Origin of the sequence: Rathayibacter sp. VKM Ac-2926, from assembly GCF_022815565.1 — a bacterium.
In the GTDB taxonomy this organism is placed as follows: domain Bacteria; phylum Actinomycetota; class Actinomycetes; order Actinomycetales; family Microbacteriaceae; genus Rathayibacter; species Rathayibacter festucae.
Genome location: NZ_JALGRS010000020.1, coordinates 25762 through 45066, shown reverse-complemented (window position 1 = coordinate 45066; position 19305 = coordinate 25762). Strand labels below are relative to the sequence as shown.

The following is a 19305-nucleotide window of genomic DNA, read 5'->3' as shown; positions in this document are numbered from 1 at the left end:
AGCCAGCCACAAGATCCTTTCCCCGCCCTGCACTGGCGCCGAAGGCGCCCCCTCCGCTCGATACGCCCGCTCCGCGGGCTACTCGATCAGCATGCCTTCACCCGAGCGATCCCGGCGACTCCAGGCCTGTTCCGCGAGCCGGACGGCGCCCGCCACCACCCCCGGCACGCGATCCGAACCCCGGCTCGCCATCCCACGCGAATCCAGCGAGCCCGGGCCCGTTCCGCGAGCCCGAGCTCACCCTCCGGCACGCGAACCGCCCCCCGGCCCACCGAGCTCAGAAGAATCTCGCAGCGCGGATGAACGCTCGCGGGGGCCGGGCAGTACCCCTCTTCGAGTCGCCGATCTGCGGCGACCGGAAGTCTCGAGGAGTTCATGATGAGCAGGACCTTGAAAGTCGGCATCACCGCTGTCGCCGTCGCGAGCGTGATGGCCGTCGCCCCCGTGCTGGCCGGCGCGAGCACTGTCGCTCCCGCCGCCGCGACCAGCGATGCCAGCAGCGCTCTGGTCAGCGCCGCCCGCTCGGTGGCCGCCAAGCTGCGCGTCGTCGGTCTCGCCGACGAGGGCACGGCGCTCGTGCAGTTCAACCCCCTCAAGCCCGGCACGGTCTCCGGCAGTGTCGCCGTCACCGGTCTGACCGGCGGCGACACCGCGCTCGTCGGCATCGACTACCGCGTCCAGGACGGCGAGCTCTACGGCGTCGGGAACACCGCGGCGAGCGCCGGCGTCTACTCCATCGACGCGACCACCGGCGTGGCCACCCCGGTCACCCGCCTCACCGTGGCGCTCAGCGGCACCACCTTCGGCGTCGACTTCAACCCGGCCGCGAACGCCCTCCGCGTGATCAGCGACACCGGCCAGAACCTCCGCCAGCCGTTCGCGACTCCGGGTGCCGCGACCGTGGCCGACGGCGCGCTCAGCTACGCCGCGCCCGCCGTCGCCACCGGCGTCAACGGAGCCGCGTACACGAACAACGATCTCGACCCGAACACGGCGACGACCCTGTTCGTCCTCGACACGGCGCTCGACCAGATCGCGATCCAGTCCCCCGCCAACGCCGGCACGCTGGCGCCGACCGGGAAGCTCGGCGTCGACGCCGCGGGTGTCACCGGCTTCGACATCTACTCCGTCCTGCGCAACGGCGGCTCGATCGGCTCGATCGGCCTGGCCGCGGTGAACGGCTCGCTCTACGAGGTGGGCGTGCTCAACGGCACGGCCACCCGCCTCGGCACGATCGGCGCGGACGTCACCGACATCGCGATCCCGCTCGTCCAGCGCTGACCCCACCGGTCAGGCACGGCACCGACGCCGGCCGGCGCTCCACGAGGAGTGCCGGCCGGCGTCCTGCTCGGCATCGACGTCACTGCTCCGAGGGGGCCGTGCGCGCCCGGAGGACGCCGAGGGCGACGAGCCCGGCGGCGAGGCCGGCCAGGGCGAGCCCGGCGACGCCGACCGCGCCGGAGAGCTGCTCGGCCCCGACCGTCGTCGCGCGGACGCTCGTGATGCTGCCGGCGACGAGCGCGCTGAGGATCGTGCCGCCGGCGGCGATGCCGACCGCGGTCGCGAGCTCGCTCGCCGTGTCCACGAGGGCCGCGCCGACGGAGGTGCGCTCGGCCGGGAGCCCGCGGAGCACGTTCGTCCCCGCGACGACGCCGACCACGCGCATCCCCGCCGCGACGAGCACGAGGGCGACCAGCACCCCGCCGTAGCCGAAGCGGCCGAGCAGCCCGAAGACGGCGAGCCCGGCGACCACGGCGCCCGCGCTCAGCGCGGCGGCGCGCTCGAGGCCGACGCGCGCGACGAAGGGGCCGACGAAGCGACCGCCGGCGAGGAGGACGACGACCTGCGGGAGCAGGCCGAGCGCCGCGGCGGCCGGACTCCAGCCCCAGGCGAGCTGCAGCTGGAGCGTGACCAGGTAGGACAGCCCGCCGACGGCGAGACCGGTCGCGGCCTTGAACGCCAGTCCGCTGGAGACGAGCGGCAGGGCCACGAGGCGCAGGTCCAGCAGCGGATGCCGGGCGGTGCGCTGGCGGAGCACGAAGCCGGTCCCCGCGAGGACCGCCGTCGCCACGGCCGCCCACGGCGCCCACGGTCCGATCCCGGTCCCGGCGCCGTCGGTGCCCGTGGATCCGGTGCCGACGAGCAGCGTCGGCGCGACGAGGGCGGCCGCGATCGTCACCGTGCCGAGCAGCGCGCCGACGACGTCGACCGGGTCGCGGTGCAGGTCGTCCGGGGCATCGGCCGGCACGCCCAGGCGGATGCCGATCAGCGCGAGCACCGCGATCGGCACGTTCGCGAGCAGGAGCACCTGCCACGGCGCGACCGCCAGCACGAGACCACCGGCGGTGGGGCCGACCGCGAGTCCGACGAGCCCGGCGGTCGAGACGACGGTCAGCGCCCGGACCCGGAGGTCGTCGGTCCCGAACAGGCGGAAGGCGAGCGCCATCGACCCGGGCGTGGTCATCGCCGCCGCGACCCCCATCACGGCCCGGACGGCGATGAGCTGCTCCGTCGTCGTCACGGCCGCGGTCGCCAGGCTCGCGGCGGCGAGCACCACCAGGCCGGCGAGCATCACCCTGCGGCGTCCGAAGCGGTCGGCGATCGCGCCGAAGAGAATCATGAGGCCGCCGAACGCGACCGAGTAGGCACCCGTCACCCACTGCAGGCCCGCCGTCGACGCGTGCAGCTCGCGACCGAGCGTCGGCAGGGCGACGTTCAGGACCGAGTTGTCGAGCATCTCGAACAGGAAGACGGCCGAGAGGCCGGCGAGGGCGATCCAGGCGTCGCGCAGGCGGCGGGGAGCCGTGTCTCGCGGGGCGGATCGGGGGGTGTCGAGCACCATGGGCGCACTCCTTCACAGGGAAGAAGTGGCGGATCTCTCGATGCCGCGTGCGCGTGCAGACCGGCGCGGCCTGCGTTTTACCTCAGATGCGACGACCGTACACCCGACACGGGGGTGCGCGCGACGAGCGCCCCGCGGCACCTTCTGCTGAGGACCGGAAGTCGCCCGGGCGGGGATACCGTCGTGAGCGGGCCGAGCGGGTGGCGCTCGGCGAGACGAGGAGCGAGCGCATGCTCACCAGACATCGGGACCGCGAGCCCGTGATCCATCCGACCGCGTCCGTCGCGTCGTCCGCCGTGATCGTCGGCGCCGTCCGCCTCGGGCCGGGCGCTCGCGTCCTCCACGGAGCGGTGCTCTCGGCGGAGGACGGCGAGATCGTCGTCGGCGAGGACACGATCGTGATGGAGAACGCTCTGATCCGCGCCCGGGCGGGCCACCCGGTGAGCATCGGGGCGGCCGTCATGATCGGCCCGCACGCGCACGTGAACGGCAGCACCGTCGAGGACGAGGCGTTCATCGCCACGGGCGCCTCCCTCTTCCCCGGCAGCCGCATCGGCGCCGGCGCCGAGGTCCGGATCAACGCGGTCGTGCAGGTGAACACCGTCGTCGAGCCGGGCGCCGTGGTCCCGATCGGCTGGGTCGCGGTGGGGACGCCGGCGACGACCCTCCCGCCGGAGCGCCACGACGAGATCTGGGCGATCCAGCGCGGGCTCGACTTCGTCGGGACCGTCTACGGCGTCGGCCCCGGAGTGTCGATGCGGGAGCTCATGCGGCAGCAGTCGGAGTTCTACGGCGCCCACCTCGGCGATCAGGAGATCGACGGCCGCGAGCGCTGAGGGCCCCGTCCTCCCGCGGGCGGATCTTCATACGCCCGCGGTGCGGGCTACTCGATCAGCATGAAGCGCAGCCGACCGGCCCCATGCTGGTCGAGCAGCCCCGCAGGGGCGTATCGAGACCCACCGTCGCCAGCACGGTTGCGGGAAGCGGCTCAGCGCTCGGGCAGGCGCGCGGTGGTCCAGGCCAGGGCGTCCGCGACGGCGGCGGAGTCCGGGCCGACGACGGTGCCGTGGTCGAGGCCGGGATAGGGGCGCGCCTCCAGGGCGGTGCCGTCGGCGGCGGCGGCCCAGCGCTCCAGCGAGGCGGGGGCGACGACGTCGTCGGCCTCGCCCCAGGCGACGAAGGTCGGGGTCCCGGGCGCGGTCGCGGCCGTGTTGTCCGCGAGGCGGCGCCGGAGCAGCGAGGCCGAGTCGCGGACGCCGACCGGGACCGTCCCCGCGGCGACCTGCTCCAGCCCGGCCGTGAGCTCGGCGGTCGGCGGGTCGCCGAGGCAGCCGGCCGCGACGGCCTCGAGGACGGGGGCGAGCGCCGGGTCGAAGCCCTTCGTCGCGGAGTCGTCGCCGTACCAAGCGTCGTAGCCCGCGGCGATCCAGCCGCCGAGCAGCGCGGCCGCGACCGGGGGTGCCATCGGCGCGATCAGCTCGCCGGGATCGACGGCGGGCGCGAAGGCGGCCACCGCGCGCACGGTCAGCTCGGGCGCGTACGACGCGACGGTGCTCGCCGTCCAGAGCGCCGCGTGCCCGCCCTGCGAGTGGCCCCAGACCGCGAAGCCGGCGTCGAGTGCGCCGCCGGACAGCTCTCGGGTCGCGCGCACGGCGTCGAGCGACGCGCGCGCCTCCCCCTCGCCGACCAGATAGGGCATCGGCCGGTCCGTGCGCGGATCCGCGAGGTCCGGCGCGACGACGGTCCACCCTCCGCGCAGGAGCTCGTCGAGCCCGGGCACAGCCCCGCCGGTGAGCCAGCCGGGGATCGCGCTCGGCGAGCAGCCGGCCTGCGCGCCGGTCGTCCCGTGCTCCCAGACGAGGATCCGCCCCGCGGCGGCGCCGGCGGTGGTCGGGCTGATCACCAGCGCGTGCGAGGAGACCGCGCGGTCCTGCACGTCGAGCGTGCGGAAGGTGACGCTCTGCACGACCGAGCCGGCCGGCGCCTCCCCCGCCCACGGCCCGACGTCGAGGACCGTCCCTGGCGGCGACGGGTCGGCGGACGACGGCGCGGGCTCCGGCGCCGCCACGCAGCCCGCGACGCCCAGGAGCACCCCGACGGCGAGCAGCGCGACGCCGAGCCCCCGCGCCCGCCCACCCGCGCGACCCGCCCTCACGCGTCGAGGGACCCCGAGACCAGCCCGGCCTTCCACGAGATCGTGCCGTGCTCGAAGTCCTGCACCGTCGTGCCCGCGGCGTTCACGTACTGGCCCGCCAGCGGGAAGCCGTAGGCCGGCCGCCATGCGGTCAGGATGTCGCCGAGCACGAGCCAGGTCCCCGTCGGCGGGTTCGAGAAGACGCGCACGCCGGTCGGGCCGTTCTGCATCCCGTCGGCGAACGGCCCCGACGGCGGCAGCGCGACCTGCCGCCAGAGCACGCCGGCGGCGACCGGCGAGCTCCACCAGCCGGTCGGCGTCTCGAAGCGGGTGCCGGACACGTGGTCGCGCCCGAGAGCGGTCGGCCCCACGGTGAAGACGGGGCTCACCGCCGCGCCGAGGGCGGAGTCGGCGTGCGCGTCGAATCGGACGACCTCGTCGCGCGCGGGGACGCCGTTCTGGAGCATCCACTGCACCGCGAAGGCCGCCTGCTTCGGCGCGTTCGCCGTGTCGAAGACGCCGAAGGTGTCGGAGGCCCCCTGGTCCTTCAGCTCGTGCAGGTACATCGGCCCGGCGAAGGACATCTCGGCCCACTGCGTCACACCCGACGACAGGAACCGCGCCTGCGGATCGGTGCCCAGGACGCTCGGGTAGCCGTACTCCGTCGCCCAGATCTGCGACGACCCCGCTCCGGCCGCCCGCAGCGACGCCGCGAAGCCGATCACCTGGCGCACCGGGGTGAGGTCCCAGCGGGCGCTCTCGGCGAGCGTGCCGTCCATGTCGTAGGGGTGGAAGGCGTAGTGGTCCACCTTCGTCGCGACGATGCCCGCGGCGATCATCCGGCGGAGGAACTCCGGCGCGAGCATGTCGCCCGCGGCGGTCGATCCCGGCCCGAGACCGCCGCAGACGGTCAGGGTCCCGGGGGCCGCCGCGCGGATCTCCTCGACGGCCGCCTTCACGAGCGAGGTGAAGAACACCGGATCCGGCCCGGGCCAGAAGTACTCCTTGCCGTTGGGCTCGTTCCAGATCTCGTAGGCGAAGATCCGCCCCTTGTAGCGGGTCGCTGCGGCCTTGACGAAGCGGCGCCAGGTGGGGAGCGAGGCGGGCCGGTTGTGCGGCTGCCCCTCCTTCTTCTGCGCCGCGGCCCAGTACGGGGCGCTGCCGAGCACGGCCAGCACCGACAGCCCCCGGGCGCGGGCGCCGTCGACGATCGGATCGAACAGCGACCAGTCGAAGGTGCCGCTCTTCTGCTCGGCGAAGAACCAGGAGAGGTCGAAGCGGAGGGAGTTCGCGCCCACCGCGACCATCCAGTCGAGGCTGCGGGTGCGCGACTCCGCCGTCTCCCAGAGGATCCCGGAGTTGACCGAGAAGCCCGCCCCCGAGCGGGGCGCGATCGCGCGGGGCGCGGCGGCGGCCGCGGCGCTCGGCAGCGCTCCCGCCGAGAGCGCGAGCGTGGACAGCCCCGCGGCGGAGATCAGTCCGCGGCGGGAGAATCGTGGTGCGTCGGACGGTCTGCTCGATGCCATGGCGCTGCTCCTCCACCGGTGCGCCGAGAGCTCTCCCCCGGCCGTGTCCCCCGATCATTCCCGCTCCCCGCGGATCCCGCCCCCGCGCGGATCCGGCCGCGCAGGGCGCTCCCGAGGGGCGCCGCCTCGGTAGCATCGATCCGGGTCGACGCGGGCGGACCCGTCGAGGGCCCGATGCGAGGAGGATCCGTGGCCGAGAGACCGGGAATCGACGCCGGCAGGCGCGAACGGCTCCCCGAAACACCTGTGCCGGCCGGCGCGACGCCCGCCGAGATTGGCGGATTCGGGCGCCGCCCTGTCGCAGCGGCACGCCCAGGCGCCGCCCGAAGGGCCGCTCGAGGAGCCGCCCGATGAGCGCCGCGGAGACCGCCGCCGAGCCGTCGCTCCGCCGCCGGCGCTCCCCGCGGATCCTGCTGGTCTGCGAGGGCAACATCTGCCGGTCGCCCGCGGCCGAGCTCCTCCTCGAGTCCCTGCTCGACGGCGTGCCGGTGCGGATCGCGAGCGCGGGGCTCGGCGCCGCGCTCGATCGGCCGATGCCCGAGCCGATGCGCGCGGCGATCGCGGACTGGGGCGTCGACGCGCACGCCCTCGACGAGCACCGCGGCCGGCAGCTCACCCCTGAGCTGCTCGAGCGCTCCGATCTGGTGCTCACCATGACCCGGGAGCAGCGCACCGCGGTCGTGCGCCTCGCCCCGGCCCTCCTCTCCCGCGCCTTCACCCTCGCCGAGCTCGCCCGCCTGGCCGACGGCGCCCGCCCCGGCGACTCGACCGACCCCGGCACCCGGCTCCGGCAGCTGCTCGCCAGCGTGCAGGCCCGGCGTCCGCTCGCCCAGGCGGCCGCCGCCGCCGAGGACATCGCCGACCCCTACCGCCGGTCCCACGACTCCTACGAGCAGGCGGCCACGGCGATCCGGGACGCGCTCGAGCGGGCCGCACCGGCGCTCCGGGCAGCGCTCACGCCGGGCGACGGCGTCCCAGCTTCCGCAGCCGCAGCGCCGGTCGCTCCACCCCCAGGAACACCACCGACGCCAGAGCGACGGTCGTAGCGAGCACGACAGCGGCACCGGTCACCAGCCCGACCGGGGTGTCCGGGAAGTCGACGCCGGCGCGGTCCAGGAAGAGGATCACCGGCATGTGCAGCAGGTAGATGCTGAGCGAGGTCTTGCCCAGCCAGAGCAGCACCGGGTTGTCGACGAGGTGCGAGACCCGCCAGACCGAGTGGCCGTCCTTGACCGGCAGCGCGAGCAGCAGGATCACCCCGAGCGACGCGATCGCCACGCCCGCGCTGATGAACCGCGGCACGAGCAGGTAGGCGGCCACCACCGCGACGAGCCCGACCGCGATCGCGATCCAGCCCGAGCGCCGGGCCGTGCGCAGCCCGCGCGGCCCGACCGCCTCGCGCTCGACGGCGATCCAGACGACGATCGCGATCATCCCCCAGCCGAAGCCGTCGGCCCAGACGGGCAGGCTGCGGCTGAAGACCGCGAGGGCGTTCGGCCCCCACTCCGAGGAGCCGTACTCGAGGCCCGACGCCTGCTGCCAGAGCGTGCCGGCGGTCTTCGAGACCAGGCCCACCGCGACGAGGACCGCTCCCGGTGCCGCCGCGACCGCGTAGCGACCGAGCCGCGGAGCGACCCGGCCGAGGACCAGGACGCAGACCGCCACCAGCGGCGGCAGCAGCAGGTAGTAGGCGAGCTCGATGGTCAGCGTCCAGGCGGGCGCGATGCCGGTCTGGATCTGGGAGGGGAGGTAGGACTGCTGGAGGCTGAGGTGCAGCAGCACGCGCCACGGGTCCTCGAAGCGGCCGATCGCGCTGTCGCCCGCACCGTCGCGGACGGCGTCGTAGGCGTTGGTGAGGTAGAGGGTGCCGCTGAGCCAGGCCACGACGAAGCCGACGGTCGCTCCCGGGAAGACGCGCAGCACCCGCGAGAGCGCGTAGTCGCCGAGCTTCCCGCGCATGCTCGTCCCGGCGACGACCGCCCGGGCGAACGGCCAGTAGATCAGGAAGCCGCTCAGCACGAAGAAGGAGACGACCGCCTGCGCGGTGACCTCGAGCCCCGTCCCGCGGAGGGCGCCGGGCGCCCAGTGCGAGCCGACGTGCGCGACGATGATGCAGATCGCCAGGCCGCCGCGGAAGCCGTCGAGGCCGATGACGCGCAGGGGGCGGCGGACGGGGGTCCGCTGAGTGGTGGCGGTCATGGCTGACGCTCCTGTCGGGGGGACGGCTGCGGAGTCGCGAGGGCGGCGGCGGTCCGCACTCCGGCCACCGGATCGGCGAGTGGCGGCGCGGGGGGAGCCACGCTGCAGAGCTGGGTCAGCAGCAGGCCGAAGGCGAGCGTCAGCGGGGTCATCGTGACGACCGGGAAGTCGACCTGGAAGGCGAAGAAGACCGTCCCGGCGTAGACCGCGAGGGCGAGGTCCGAGCCGGACCCCGAGCCCGCCCGCCGCGACCGCCGGACCGCGACGACCAGCACCACGAGCAGCAGCGCCACGAAGAGCAGCCCCGAGAGGATCCCCGCGCGCCAGACGATCAGCAGCGGCGTGTTGGCGACGTGGTTGAGCGAGTAGCCGTAGGCCGCGTCGGTGAACTCCCGCAGGTCCCAGCCCCGGCCGAACCACCAGTGCCCGGCCATCTGCCCGGGGTAGTTCGCCAGCGCGTCGACGCGGTCCGAGACGCCCGCGGTGCGCGAGTCGAAGGAGTCGACGAAGCGGTCGCGGAGCGCCGGCACCCAGTAGAGGCTCCCGAGCGCGAGGATCCCGCCCGCGACGGACGCGGCGCGGGCGCCCGCCGAGCGGTGCGAGACCACGAGCGTCACGGCGAGGCCGAGCACCAGCGCGCCCATCGCGCCGCGGGAGAACGTCCCGACGATCGCCGCGCCGAGCAGCGCGAGCACCAGGATCCGCGGCCGGCCGCGCAGCTGAGCGCCGGCGATCCCGAAGGCGAAGAGGAAGAACAGCCCCGCGACGTTCGGGTCGACGTAGAGCCCGCTGACCCGGGTGAGCGAGGAGCCGTCCACCGTCACGGTCCGCAGGTTGCCGACCGCCGAGGTGTCGCCGTAGCCGAAGAGGGCGAGCGAGTTGAGCAGCTGCCCGCCCGGATCGAGCACCACTATGACCAGCGCGGTCGCCGCGCCGATCACCGCGCCCGCGACGAAGGCCCGCAGCACCGTCCGCCGCATCCGCTCGTCGGCGACGAGCGCGAGGATCGTGATGCCGGCCGCGAGCGCCCAGCGGAGGTAGGTGAGCAGGGCCCCGATCCCGTCGAAGGTCACCACCATCGAGAAGGCCGAGACGATCAGGAAGGCCATCAGCACGCCGAGCACCGCGGTGCTCTGCGGGCTGGAGCGGGGCCGCAGGCAGAGCACGGTCACGGCGAACCAGACGGCGAGCGCCAGCACGGCGTAGGTCCCGGTGCCGGGGACGGTGGCGAACGGCGCCGCGCCGAGCACCCCGCCGAGGGCGACGGCCGAGAGCGCGGGGACGCGGACGGCGAGGTGGAGCAGCAGCGGCGCGCTGCAGAGCAGGATCGCCACCGCGGTCGTCGCGACGCCGCCGCGGACGACGGCGAGCAGCAGCGCCGCCAGCGCGACGAGCGCGTAGGCGACGGCCGCGAGCACCGGCAGCGGTCGCCGGCTCACGGCGCCAGCCAGTCCTGGACCGCCCGGAGCGGGCGCTCCTGCCGCCAGTGCTCGATGTTCTGCTCGTAGACGTCGTCGCCGAGGCGGCGGGCGAGCGCGGAGTCGAGGAGGAGCCGGCGCGCCTGCTCGATGAAGCCCTCCCTGGTCTTCTCCACCGGGAGATCGAAGAGGGAGTCCAGGCTCCCCACGGCGGCGGGCGTGCCGACGACCGGCATCCCGCGCGCGACGGCGTCGAGGATCTTCACCCGCACGCCTCCGCCCGTGGCGATCGAGGCGAGGATCCCGCGGCAGGACGCGAGCGTCGCGTCGAGGTCGTCGACGAAGCCGAGCTCGCGGACCCCCTCCGTCACGGGCAGCGGCCGCTCGCCGTGCCCGATGACGAGCAGCTCGGCGCCGGGGATGCCCGCGCGGATGGCGGGCCACCACTGCAGCAGCAGGCGCACGCCCTCCTCGTTCGGCGGCCAGCGGCGGTCGCCGACGAAGGCGACCCGCGGCGCGGCGAGGTCGCGCCGGTGGCGGGGCACCGGCGGGAGGGTGACGTCCAGCCAGCGCGTCCGCCGCACTCCCCGGCGGGCGAAGTCGTCCGCCTCGTCGGCGTCGTAGGTGGCGACCGCGACCGCCTCGCGCACCGCCCGCAGCTCGTCGCGGAGGATCATGCCGCTCTGCAGGCGCCCGAGGTTCCCGCGCGCCGCGCCCCAGACCAGCGACTCCGACACGACGGTGTTGATGTACAGCTTCTTCTGCACGCCGGAGCGGAAGTACGGCTCGGCGAGGTAGGTGTGGTCGGCGACGACCCGGTCGGCGTCGCTCGCGGTGATGGCGGCGCGCAGCTCGGGCAGGTCGAAGCGCTCGTGCACCAGGCTCCGCCCGCGCGCGAGCGCCCCGGCGACGAGGCGCACCGGCGACGGCGGCGACTTCTTCACGAGCGTGTTCCCGTTCCGCACGCCCGACTCGCGCGAGAGCGCGATGTAGCGGACGGGCCCGAGCTGCTGCGCGAGCGAGTAGACGAGCGAGAACATCATCATGTCCCCGGTGCGCTCGAGCTCGGGGTCCTTGGCGACGAGGAACTCGGTGACGCCGCTCATGCGGATCCCTCCCCTGTCGCGCCCGGGACGGGAGCCGCGGCCGGCGCGACCGCCGGCGGGTCGACGCGGGCGCCGTCGGCGTCCGGCGGCCCGCCCGCCCGCCGGTAGGAGTCGTGCACGACGACGGCGAAGGCGCCGACCAGGAGCACCTCGCCGACGACGGCCGCGAGCGCCGCGGCCGTCCCGCCGGCGACGCCCGCGAGCACCGCGATCGCCAGGCACGCGGCGCGCAGCAGCAGGGCCGCCCCCGCGCCGAGGATGCGGCGCCGGTCGGCGCCCAGCACGTACAGCGCGGTGACCCACGCGTTCGAGACGGAGCGCAGACCGGCGAACGGGGCCAGCACGAGCAGCAGCACGCCGACCTGCGCGGTCCGCTGGTCCAGGAGCAGGACGCCGCCCACTCCCGCGGTGCCGAGCGCCATCACCGCGCCCAGCCCCAGCACGAGCCCGAGCGGCGGACCGCCGTGCCGGCGCCCGCCCGCGTCCCGCAGCGACGCCGTGTACTGCTGGCCGAGCAGCTGCCCGACGATCGACGCCGCGAGCACCAGCTGCGAGGCGGTCGCGTAGGCGCCGACGACCTCGTCGCCGAGCAGGAGGCCGAGGAGGAGGATGTCGCCCTGCAGGTAGAGCGCCGTGACGACCGCGTCGACGACGAGCAGCAGCTGCCCGCGCGCGCCCCGCGGCCAGCGCGGCCGGACCCCGCGGATCCCGCGCACGGCGACGACCGCGACGACGAGGTAGGGCAGGACGTAGGCGAGCATCAGCAGCTCGAGCGGGAGACCCCGCCCCGCGAGCAGCCAGAGCCCGACCGCCGCCAGGATCGAGCCGACCTGCCGGGCGGCGTCCCAGCGGGTCGGCAGCATCGGCTCGCCGTCGCGCAGCGCCCGGCTCTTGACCGCGTTGAACAGCATCTCGCCGCCGGCGATCAGCAGGGCGAGCCCGGCGACGAACGACCAGGCGTAGACCATCGCGCCCAGCGCGAACAGGGCGAGGCCGAGCAGCGTGCGGGCGCTGCGCTCCGCCGCGTAGGTCGCCGCGTCCACGCGGACGCTGCGCACCAGGAAGATGTTCTCGGACGGAGCGGCGAGCACCGCTGCGGCGGCGAACGCCATCGCGTAGAGGCCGTAGTCGCCGAGGCCGACGGTCGCCACCAGGAACAGCATCCAGGCCAGCCCGGAGCCGCGGCCCAGCACCATCCAGCCGCTCGCGCCGGCGAGGGCGAGGATCCGCCGGCGCCCCTGCCCCGCGGCGGCCGTCCCGGTCACGAGCGGGCGCCCTCGAGCAGCGCGGACCAGCGACGGGCGAACACCGCGAAGGCCGCCGCGCTGGTGAGCCGCTCCGCGAGGCCGGCCGAGCGCTCCGCGAGCGCGCCGATCGCCGCGTCGTCGGGCACCACGGCGTTGACCCGCTCGGCCAGCTCGCGCACGCCGCCCTCGACCACCTCGGCCTCGTCGCTGAGACCCGGGTGGCCGAGGGCGATGATCGGCGTCCGGTAGGCGAGGGCCCGCGCGACGACGCTCGACGCGACGTGGATCGTGGGACCGTAGGCGCCGCGCCGGCCGTAGGGCAGCACGATCGCCCGGACGCCGGCGAAGAAGCGGTCCTCGTCCTCGCCCTCCACGCCGCCCAGCACCCGCACGCCCGGCACCGGCTCCAGCGCCTCGGTGCCGCGCCCCGCCACCACGATCTCGATGGCCGGATCGACGGCCTCGCGGAGCGCGGCGAGCTGGTCGAAGCCCTTGCCGCGGTAGACGTAGCCGAACAGCCCGATCGCGAGCGGGCGCTCCGCCGCCGGGGCGACGGCCGGCTTGACCGGGGCGGGCAGGAAGGCGACGTCGACGTCGCGGACGCGCAGCTCCTCCTCGATCGCCGCCGCCCCCGACGCGGTGAGGGCGAAGAGCGAGACGCCGCGCAGCACGCGCCGCTCGAGCAGGCGGTGCAGCCGCATCAGCGGGAAGTGGATCGCGTGGGTCGCGAAGTGGCTGCGGCCGACGAGCGCGGTGCAGAACGGCGTCCAGACCGCGAGCGGAGCGTCGTGCAGCGTGGCGGTGACGACGCTCGCCCGCGCGCGCACCCGACGGCTCGCGAGCAGCCAGAACGGCACGATCACGCCGCCGCTGTGCTCGGTGTGGACGATCACCGGACCGGTGGCCGCCGCGATCGCCCGCAGGACCTCGCGGCGGGCCCGGCGGACCTCGGCCACGCCGTCCGCCCCGGCCCCGCCGTGCCGCACCTCGACGACCGCGCCGGCCACCTCGCGGGCCCGGGCGATGAGGTCGTCGGCGTAGTCGCTCACTCCGCTGGAGCCGGTGCGCGGGGCGACGTAGACGAGGGTGACGTCCGACCAGCCCTCGGCGACCTCGTGCTCGCGGATCATCGCCGCCCTCTCGTGCATCAGTAGAACAGCCGTCGGAAGCGGGTCGAGTAGGCGAGCGAGGAGGTGCGCTGCCCGCGGACGACGGCGGGCACGCCCGCGACGATCGTCATCGCCGCCACGTCCGTGCGCACCAGCGAGCACGCACCGACGACGGCGCCGCGGCCGATCGAGACCCCCGCGACCACGGTCGTGCGCGAGGCCAGCCAGGCGTGGTCGCCGATGGTCACCGGCTCCTCGACGGCCTCGAAGGTGTCGGACTGCGGCAGGTGGTACGCGGTGATGATGTGGGTGTCGCTCGCGATCGCGACGTCGTCGCCGATCGTGATCCCGCCCCGCGCGTCGAAGAAGCAGCGGAAGCCGATCGAGCAGTTCTCGCCGATCACCAGGCGGTCGATGTCGAGGATCGAGGTGCCGCGGCCGATCGAGGTGCCTGCGCCGATCCTCGCGCCCCACAGCCGCAGCACGCCCAGGCGCACGAGGTGGGAGGGGACGTGCGTGGCGACGATGTTGAAGGCGGCGATCCCGAGCTGCCGCCAGGCGCGGCCGGCGATCCCGGTCACGAGGGCATCAGCTCCCGCTTCGAGTCGTCCGCACTGGCCGCGGGCTCCTCCGGGCGGACCTGCGCGATCGCCTCGACGTAGGCGCGGCTCTCGTAGCCGTAGGCGCGGCCGCGGTCGTCGGTCGCGGCGAGCAGATTCACCACGACGCCCACGAGCGGGGCGTGCACGCGCTGCAGGGCGTCCTTCGCGTTGGTGAGCTGCGGCCGCTTGACGAGCGACGAGCCGACGACGAAGAGCACCGCGTCAGCCGCCCGCGCGAGCACGAGCGAGTCGGCGACGGGGAGCACGGGCGGGGCGTCGAGGACCACGTAGTCGGCCTCGGCGTGCAGCTCCTGCAGGATGCGGTCGAAGGTCGGCGAGGCGAGCAGCTCCGCCGGGTTCGGCGGGGTGCGGCCGGACGCGAGCACGCGGAGCGAGCCGCTCTCGCCGACCGGCTGGAGGAGGTCCTTCGCGGCGGTCCGGCCCAGCAGCGCGTCGGTGAGGCCGACGCCGGTCTCGAGCCCCAGCCGCTCCGACAGCCGCGAGACCCGCAGGTCCGCGTCGACGAGGATCACGGACTTCCCGGCCGCGGCGAGGCTCGCGGCGAGGCTGAGCGAGATCGTCGACTTCCCCTCGCCGGGGATCGAGGAGGTGACCAGGATGATCCGCCGCGGCGACCCGCCGATGTCGACGAAGGTGAGGTTGGTGCGCAGCGCCCGGATCGCCTCGCCGAAGGAGGAGCGCAGCGCCGCCTCCTCGATCAGCGGGACGGTGCCGAGATTGCGGGTCCGCGGGATCGTCCCGAGCAGCGGCACGCCGAGCAGCGCCTCCGCCTGGGCCGCCTGCCGCACCCGCTGGTCGAGCGCGTTCAGGAGGAGAGCCAGCCCGACGCCGAGCAGGATCCCGGCGAGCCCGCCCGCGATGAGGACGAGCGGGATCGAGGGCCACGACGGCGCCGCGGGCGGTGCGGCCTCCTCCAGGGGCGTGACCGTGACGACGGGGTCGCGTCCGGCGAGCGGCCGCTCGAGCGTCTCGGTGATCGTCGAGGAGAGCGAGGACGCGACCGCGTTCACGAGGTCGGCGGCCTCCTCGGCCGACCCGGACTCCGCCGAGAGGTTGATGATCAGGCTGTCGAGCTCGACCGTGGAGGACACCCGCGTCGCCAGCTCCGCGGAGGTGGTCTGCAGCCCGAGGTCCTCGATGACCGCGTCGAGCACGATCGGCAGCGTCGCCACCGCGGCGTAGGACTCCACGCGGCTCTGCGTGTAGGTGGACCCCTGCAGCAGATCGGTCGCGGAGCCCGAGGCCTGGTTCGAGACGAACAGCCGCGCGGTCGCGGTGTACTGCGGCGCCGTGAGCAGCAGCGCCCCGCAGCCGGTCAGCAGGCCGACGGCGAGCACGCTCACCACGAGCGCCCAGTAGCGCTGCCAGATCTGCACGAGTTCTCGGAGGTTCATGGGGCTTCTCTCGTCGTGTCCCGGAGCACCGTGTCAGCCCTCGAGAGCGGCGCGGACGCGCTCGGAGACGATCGGTGCGATGGCGGTGGCGTAGTCGTCGGTGATGTGCTGCTCGTCCGCTCGGACGAGGGTGCCGCCGGCGAACGCCGGGCACAGGTCGGCGCTGGCGCAGAACAGGTCGCGGGTCTCCACCAGCCGGGCGGAGGGGGACGCCGCCACGGCCTCGGTGACGGCGTCGAGCTGCGAGAACCAGGTCTCGCTGACCGGCGCCGCGCAGTCGGACGGCGAGGCGACGCGGGTGTAGCAGGTCGCCACCGCCTGGCCTCGGGGCGGCGTCATCAGCACGACGGTCCGGGCGTCGCCGACCTCGGCGAGGCTCCGCTCGAGGCCCTCGGTCCAGCGCGCCTGCGCGGTCGAGCGGTCCTCCGGGATCAGCTGGAGCATCTCGACCTCGGCGTCCGAGACGATCACGGCGGCGGGCCGGAGCGCCGCGATGCGCTCCAGCGTCCAGCGGCGGTGGTCGTCGCAGGTCGCGGGGAAGCCGGGGGCCGGATCGGCGGTGACGGTCCCGGTGACCGGCAGGTCGGCGAACGGGCAGAGCGCTCCCGTCAGCAGCCGCACCCGGTAGCCCTGCTCGTTGAGCGAGCCCGCGAGCGCGGGCACCCAGGCGAGGGCGACGGAGTCGCCGACGACGACGGCGGTCCTCGGGAGCGACGCGTCGCCGATCACGCAGTCGTCCTCGTTCGCCGCGTCCACCGTGATGCAGGTCCGGGCGAGGGCGCCGCCGAAGGCCGCGTCCCCCGCGTCGATCGCCTCCGCGACCGGCTCCGGCCAGGAGACCGCCGACGAGGCGGCACCGAGCGCGGCGGTGACCTGATCGAGCCCGTCGAGCCCCTCGGGCACGGCCGGCGCGGCGCCCGGCTCGACGGCCGTCGACGCGGAGACCCCGGCGACGGCGACGCTGTCGCGCGGGAGCACGAGCACGACGGCGGTCGTCACGAGCGCCGCGGCAGCGAGGCCGAGCGCGACCCAGCGGGGCCAGCCCTCGCTCCCGCGCCGGTCGGTGCGGCGGGCCCGCGGCTCGAGCCATCGGCTGCGGCGCACGGGCTCCTCGATGCCGTAGTGGCTCGCGGTGGCGAGGACGAGGGCGAGCGGGATCGCTCCGGCGAGGTACCAGGGCGAGTCGTGGCCGACGAGCGCGGCGAGGAAGACGAAGACCGGCCAGTGCCAGAGGTAGAGCGAGTAGGAGATCCGTCCGAGGAACCGCGAGACCGGGTTGCTCAAGAGGACGACGTGGGAGGGTCCGCCCTCTCCGGCGACGATGATCGCCGCGGTCGCCAGGGTCGGCAGCAGCGCCGCGACGCCCGGGTACGGGGTCTGCGGAGTGAGCACGAACGACCCGGTGACGAGCACCGCGACGCCCAGCCAGCCGAGCACCGGGCGCAGCCGGTCCGGGATCCGGCGCCAGTGCGCCGCCCCGAGGAACAGGAGCGCCCCGAGGGCCAGCTCCCACGCGCGGGTCAGCGTCGAGAGGTAGGCGACCCCCGGCGACGACTCGGACTGCACGACGCCCCAGGCGAAGGAGGCCGCCGCGACGACGGCGACCAGCGCGACGACCGCGCGCGACGACGGCGGCCAGACCCACGGATCCGCCGGCCCGCGCCGGCGCCGGGCGACCGCGCGCGCGATCCCGAAGCCGACCAGGACCAGCAGCGGCCAGACGAGGTAGAACTGCTCCTCGACCGCCAGCGACCAGTAGTGCAGCAGCGGCGACTGCGGCGCCCAGGTGGCGAAGTAGTCGGTGCCGTTCAGGACGAAGTTCCAGTTCGCGCTGACCAGCGCCGCCCAGACCCCGTCGACGAGGATCGACTCCGCCCGGGCCCGGCCGAAGACCAGGAAGCCGGCCAGCACCGTCACCGCGATGACGACCGCGGCGGCCGGGGCGAGCCGACGGAACCGGCGGACGTAGAAGGTCGGCAGCGAGATCCGGCGCGAGCGGGTGTACTCCTTCACCAGGAGCCCCGTGATCAGGAATCCGGAGAGCACGAAGAACGCGTCGAGGGCGACGAAGCCGCCGATCGGCACCTCCGCGAAGTGGGTGAGGAGGATCAGCACGACGGCGAGCGCGCGGAGTCCCTCGAGGTCCGCGCGGTAGCTCGAGCCACCCGGCGAACGCGGCGCGGTGAAGGGTCTGGACACCGTGCACCTCGCGTTCTCGATGGGGTCGGGAAGGCATTCACGGCGCGCCGATACGACCGACGGAATGTCCTGTTTCTCGCTGTCGACGACGACTCGGCATCACTGTAGTGCGACGCCTTCTTCACGCCTACCATCGCATTCGCCCGGTATGCCCTCTCGAAGAGCGAAGAGGAGCGATCGGTGAATCCGCGGAGCAGACGGGTGACCATGACACGCCATTCCGACGACGAGCAGTCCGACCGGAGAGAACCTCTCGAGCGGGTGACGGTGCTCCATGTCTGCGAGCGCTTCGGCGGCGGTCTCGCCGACGCGATCTCGAGCTTCGCCGCGGCCGATGCGGGGATCCGCCACGTCCTGCTCTACGCCGCCAGTCCGGAGGTTCCGCTGCCGGTCTCGGCGCACGCGCTCTTCGACGAGGTCCTCGAGCTGCCGGCCGGCCACCTCGCCCGCGTGCTCGCCGTGCGCGGCGCCATCCGCCGCACCCGCGCCACGATCGTGCACTCCCACTCCGCATTCGCGGGTCTCTACGCCCGCCTCGCCGTCTCGCGGCACAGCACGGCCCAGGTGCACTCGCCGCACTGCTTCCCCTTCGAGCGGGCGGATCGCGGGCCGTCGGCGCTCCGTGCGTTCCACCTGATCGAGTGGGTCCTGGCGCGCAACACCAGCCTCTTCGTGACCTGCTCCGAGAACGAGCTGCGCCGCGCGCGGGCGCTCGGCGGCGCCCCCGCCACCTGGGTGGTGAACTGCGCCAACGGCGTCCCGGCCCAGTTCATTCGCGACAACATCAGTGATCCCTCACCGGGATCAGAAGATATCGGGCATGATTCCGCACGCATCGTCGGAGTGGGCCGAATAGCCCCGCAGAAGGGCCCGGACATCTTCGCGAAGACCGCGAGGACTATCGCCGGACAAGGAGTTCTGGCGCGATTCCACTGGGTCGGTCGCGGAAACTCGGACGACCTCACGAATGATCTCGAGGAATCGGGTGTCGAGGTGACCGGCTGGCTCTCCAAGGAGAGCGGTCTCTCCGTTCTCGCGGGCGCGAGCGTCTATCTGCACACGGCCCGCTGGGAGGGCTTCCCGGTGTCCCTGCTCGAAGCCGTGGCGCTCGGCGTGCCGGTCGTCGTCCTCCGCCGGCCGTACGCCGAGACGCTCCCCGAGGAGCTGCTCGCGGAGGAGCACGAGCTCGCCGACCGGATCGCCCGCCTCCTCGAGGACGCCGACCTGCGCCGGAGGAACGTCGCCCTGGCCCGCGACGCCCTCTGCTCGCACGTCCCCGGCCGCCAGCGGGAGCAGCTGCAGGACGCCTACCTCTCCCTGACGGCGTCGAAGGCGCGGCCGCGCACCGCGCCGGAGCCGGTCCCCGCCCTGCGCTTCCCCGCCGAGAAGGCCTCCTGACCCGTCGACTTGCGACGTCCTGAGCCCCGATCGGGGGCCGCCCTCTCCCCGGAGCGCCGACCTCCTTGGAAGAGGCGCCCGCCCCCCTGCTGGTCGAGTAGCCCCGCAGG

General features: G+C 74.6%; 15 protein-coding genes. 4 read left to right on the top strand and 11 right to left on the bottom strand.

The features are described from left to right. The first annotated feature begins 378 nt into the window (after positions 1 to 378). On the top strand, positions 379 to 1281 hold the full coding sequence (locus MT351_RS19435; RefSeq protein ID WP_207901615.1) for a DUF4394 domain-containing protein: 903 nt from the start codon (positions 379 to 381) through the stop codon (positions 1279 to 1281). Between the two features lie 79 nt (positions 1282 to 1360). Here MT351_RS19435 and MT351_RS19430 read toward each other — a convergent pair whose 3' ends face one another. After that, positions 1361 to 2842: an MFS transporter gene (locus MT351_RS19430; protein WP_243583006.1), complete on the bottom strand. Its 1482-nt coding sequence runs from the start codon at positions 2840 to 2842 to the stop codon at positions 1361 to 1363. A 230-nt stretch (positions 2843 to 3072) separates the two neighbouring features. On the opposite strand from MT351_RS19430, the gene MT351_RS19425 reads away from it, so the two are divergent. Then, a complete protein-coding gene (locus MT351_RS19425; RefSeq protein ID WP_243583005.1) occupies positions 3073 to 3678 on the top strand; it encodes a gamma carbonic anhydrase family protein in 606 nt (201 codons plus the stop codon). 152 nt (positions 3679 to 3830) lie between these two features. Here MT351_RS19425 and MT351_RS19420 read toward each other — a convergent pair whose 3' ends face one another. Then, complete coding sequence (locus MT351_RS19420) at positions 3831 to 4997, bottom strand: lipase family protein (protein WP_243583004.1); 1167 nt, start codon at positions 4995 to 4997, stop codon at positions 3831 to 3833. Continuing rightward, entirely contained in the window at positions 4994 to 6502 is a 1509-nt protein-coding gene (locus MT351_RS19415; protein ID WP_243583003.1) for a cellulase family glycosylhydrolase, read from the bottom strand. The genes MT351_RS19420 and MT351_RS19415 overlap by 4 nt, the downstream gene beginning before the upstream one ends. A 350-nt stretch (positions 6503 to 6852) precedes the next feature. Between MT351_RS19415 and MT351_RS20175 the strand changes: the two genes are divergently transcribed. Beyond that, complete coding sequence (locus MT351_RS20175) at positions 6853 to 7548, top strand: low molecular weight phosphatase family protein (RefSeq protein ID WP_279398485.1); 696 nt, start codon at positions 6853 to 6855, stop codon at positions 7546 to 7548. Here the strand turns inward: MT351_RS20175 and MT351_RS19405 are convergent. The 8 genes from MT351_RS19405 to MT351_RS19370 are packed head-to-tail and all read right to left on the bottom strand — an operon-like array spanning position 7457 to position 17797. After that, complete coding sequence (locus MT351_RS19405) at positions 7457 to 8701, bottom strand: acyltransferase (protein ID WP_243583002.1); 1245 nt, start codon at positions 8699 to 8701, stop codon at positions 7457 to 7459. The two genes, MT351_RS20175 and MT351_RS19405, sit on opposite strands and share 92 nt — an antisense overlap. Continuing rightward, entirely contained in the window at positions 8698 to 10140 is a 1443-nt protein-coding gene (locus MT351_RS19400; protein WP_243583001.1) for a hypothetical protein, read from the bottom strand. The genes MT351_RS19405 and MT351_RS19400 overlap by 4 nt, the downstream gene beginning before the upstream one ends. Next, positions 10137 to 11225, bottom strand: coding sequence for a glycosyltransferase (locus tag MT351_RS19395; RefSeq protein ID WP_243583000.1), 1089 nt, complete (start codon positions 11223 to 11225; stop codon positions 10137 to 10139). The genes MT351_RS19400 and MT351_RS19395 overlap by 4 nt, the downstream gene beginning before the upstream one ends. Further along, complete coding sequence (locus MT351_RS19390; RefSeq protein WP_243582999.1) at positions 11222 to 12490, bottom strand: hypothetical protein; 1269 nt, start codon at positions 12488 to 12490, stop codon at positions 11222 to 11224. The genes MT351_RS19395 and MT351_RS19390 overlap by 4 nt, the downstream gene beginning before the upstream one ends. After that, entirely contained in the window at positions 12487 to 13602 is a 1116-nt protein-coding gene (locus MT351_RS19385) for a hypothetical protein (protein ID WP_243582998.1), read from the bottom strand. Before MT351_RS19385 ends, MT351_RS19390 begins: the two co-directional genes overlap by 4 nt. Positions 13603 to 13619: 17 nt before the next feature. Continuing rightward, positions 13620 to 14162, bottom strand: coding sequence for a DapH/DapD/GlmU-related protein (locus MT351_RS19380; RefSeq protein ID WP_243582997.1), 543 nt, complete (start codon positions 14160 to 14162; stop codon positions 13620 to 13622). After that, complete coding sequence (locus MT351_RS19375; protein WP_243582996.1) at positions 14159 to 15598, bottom strand: polysaccharide biosynthesis tyrosine autokinase; 1440 nt, start codon at positions 15596 to 15598, stop codon at positions 14159 to 14161. The genes MT351_RS19380 and MT351_RS19375 overlap by 4 nt, the downstream gene beginning before the upstream one ends. Positions 15599 to 15631: 33 nt before the next feature. Beyond that, a complete protein-coding gene (locus MT351_RS19370; RefSeq protein WP_243582995.1) occupies positions 15632 to 17797 on the bottom strand; it encodes an acyltransferase family protein in 2166 nt (721 codons plus the stop codon). A 207-nt stretch (positions 17798 to 18004) separates the two neighbouring features. Between MT351_RS19370 and MT351_RS19365 the strand changes: the two genes are divergently transcribed. Then, positions 18005 to 19195 (top strand): glycosyltransferase, encoded by a 1191-nt coding sequence (locus MT351_RS19365; RefSeq protein WP_243582994.1) that lies wholly within the window; start codon positions 18005 to 18007, stop codon positions 19193 to 19195. Positions 19196 to 19305 lie beyond the last annotated feature (110 nt).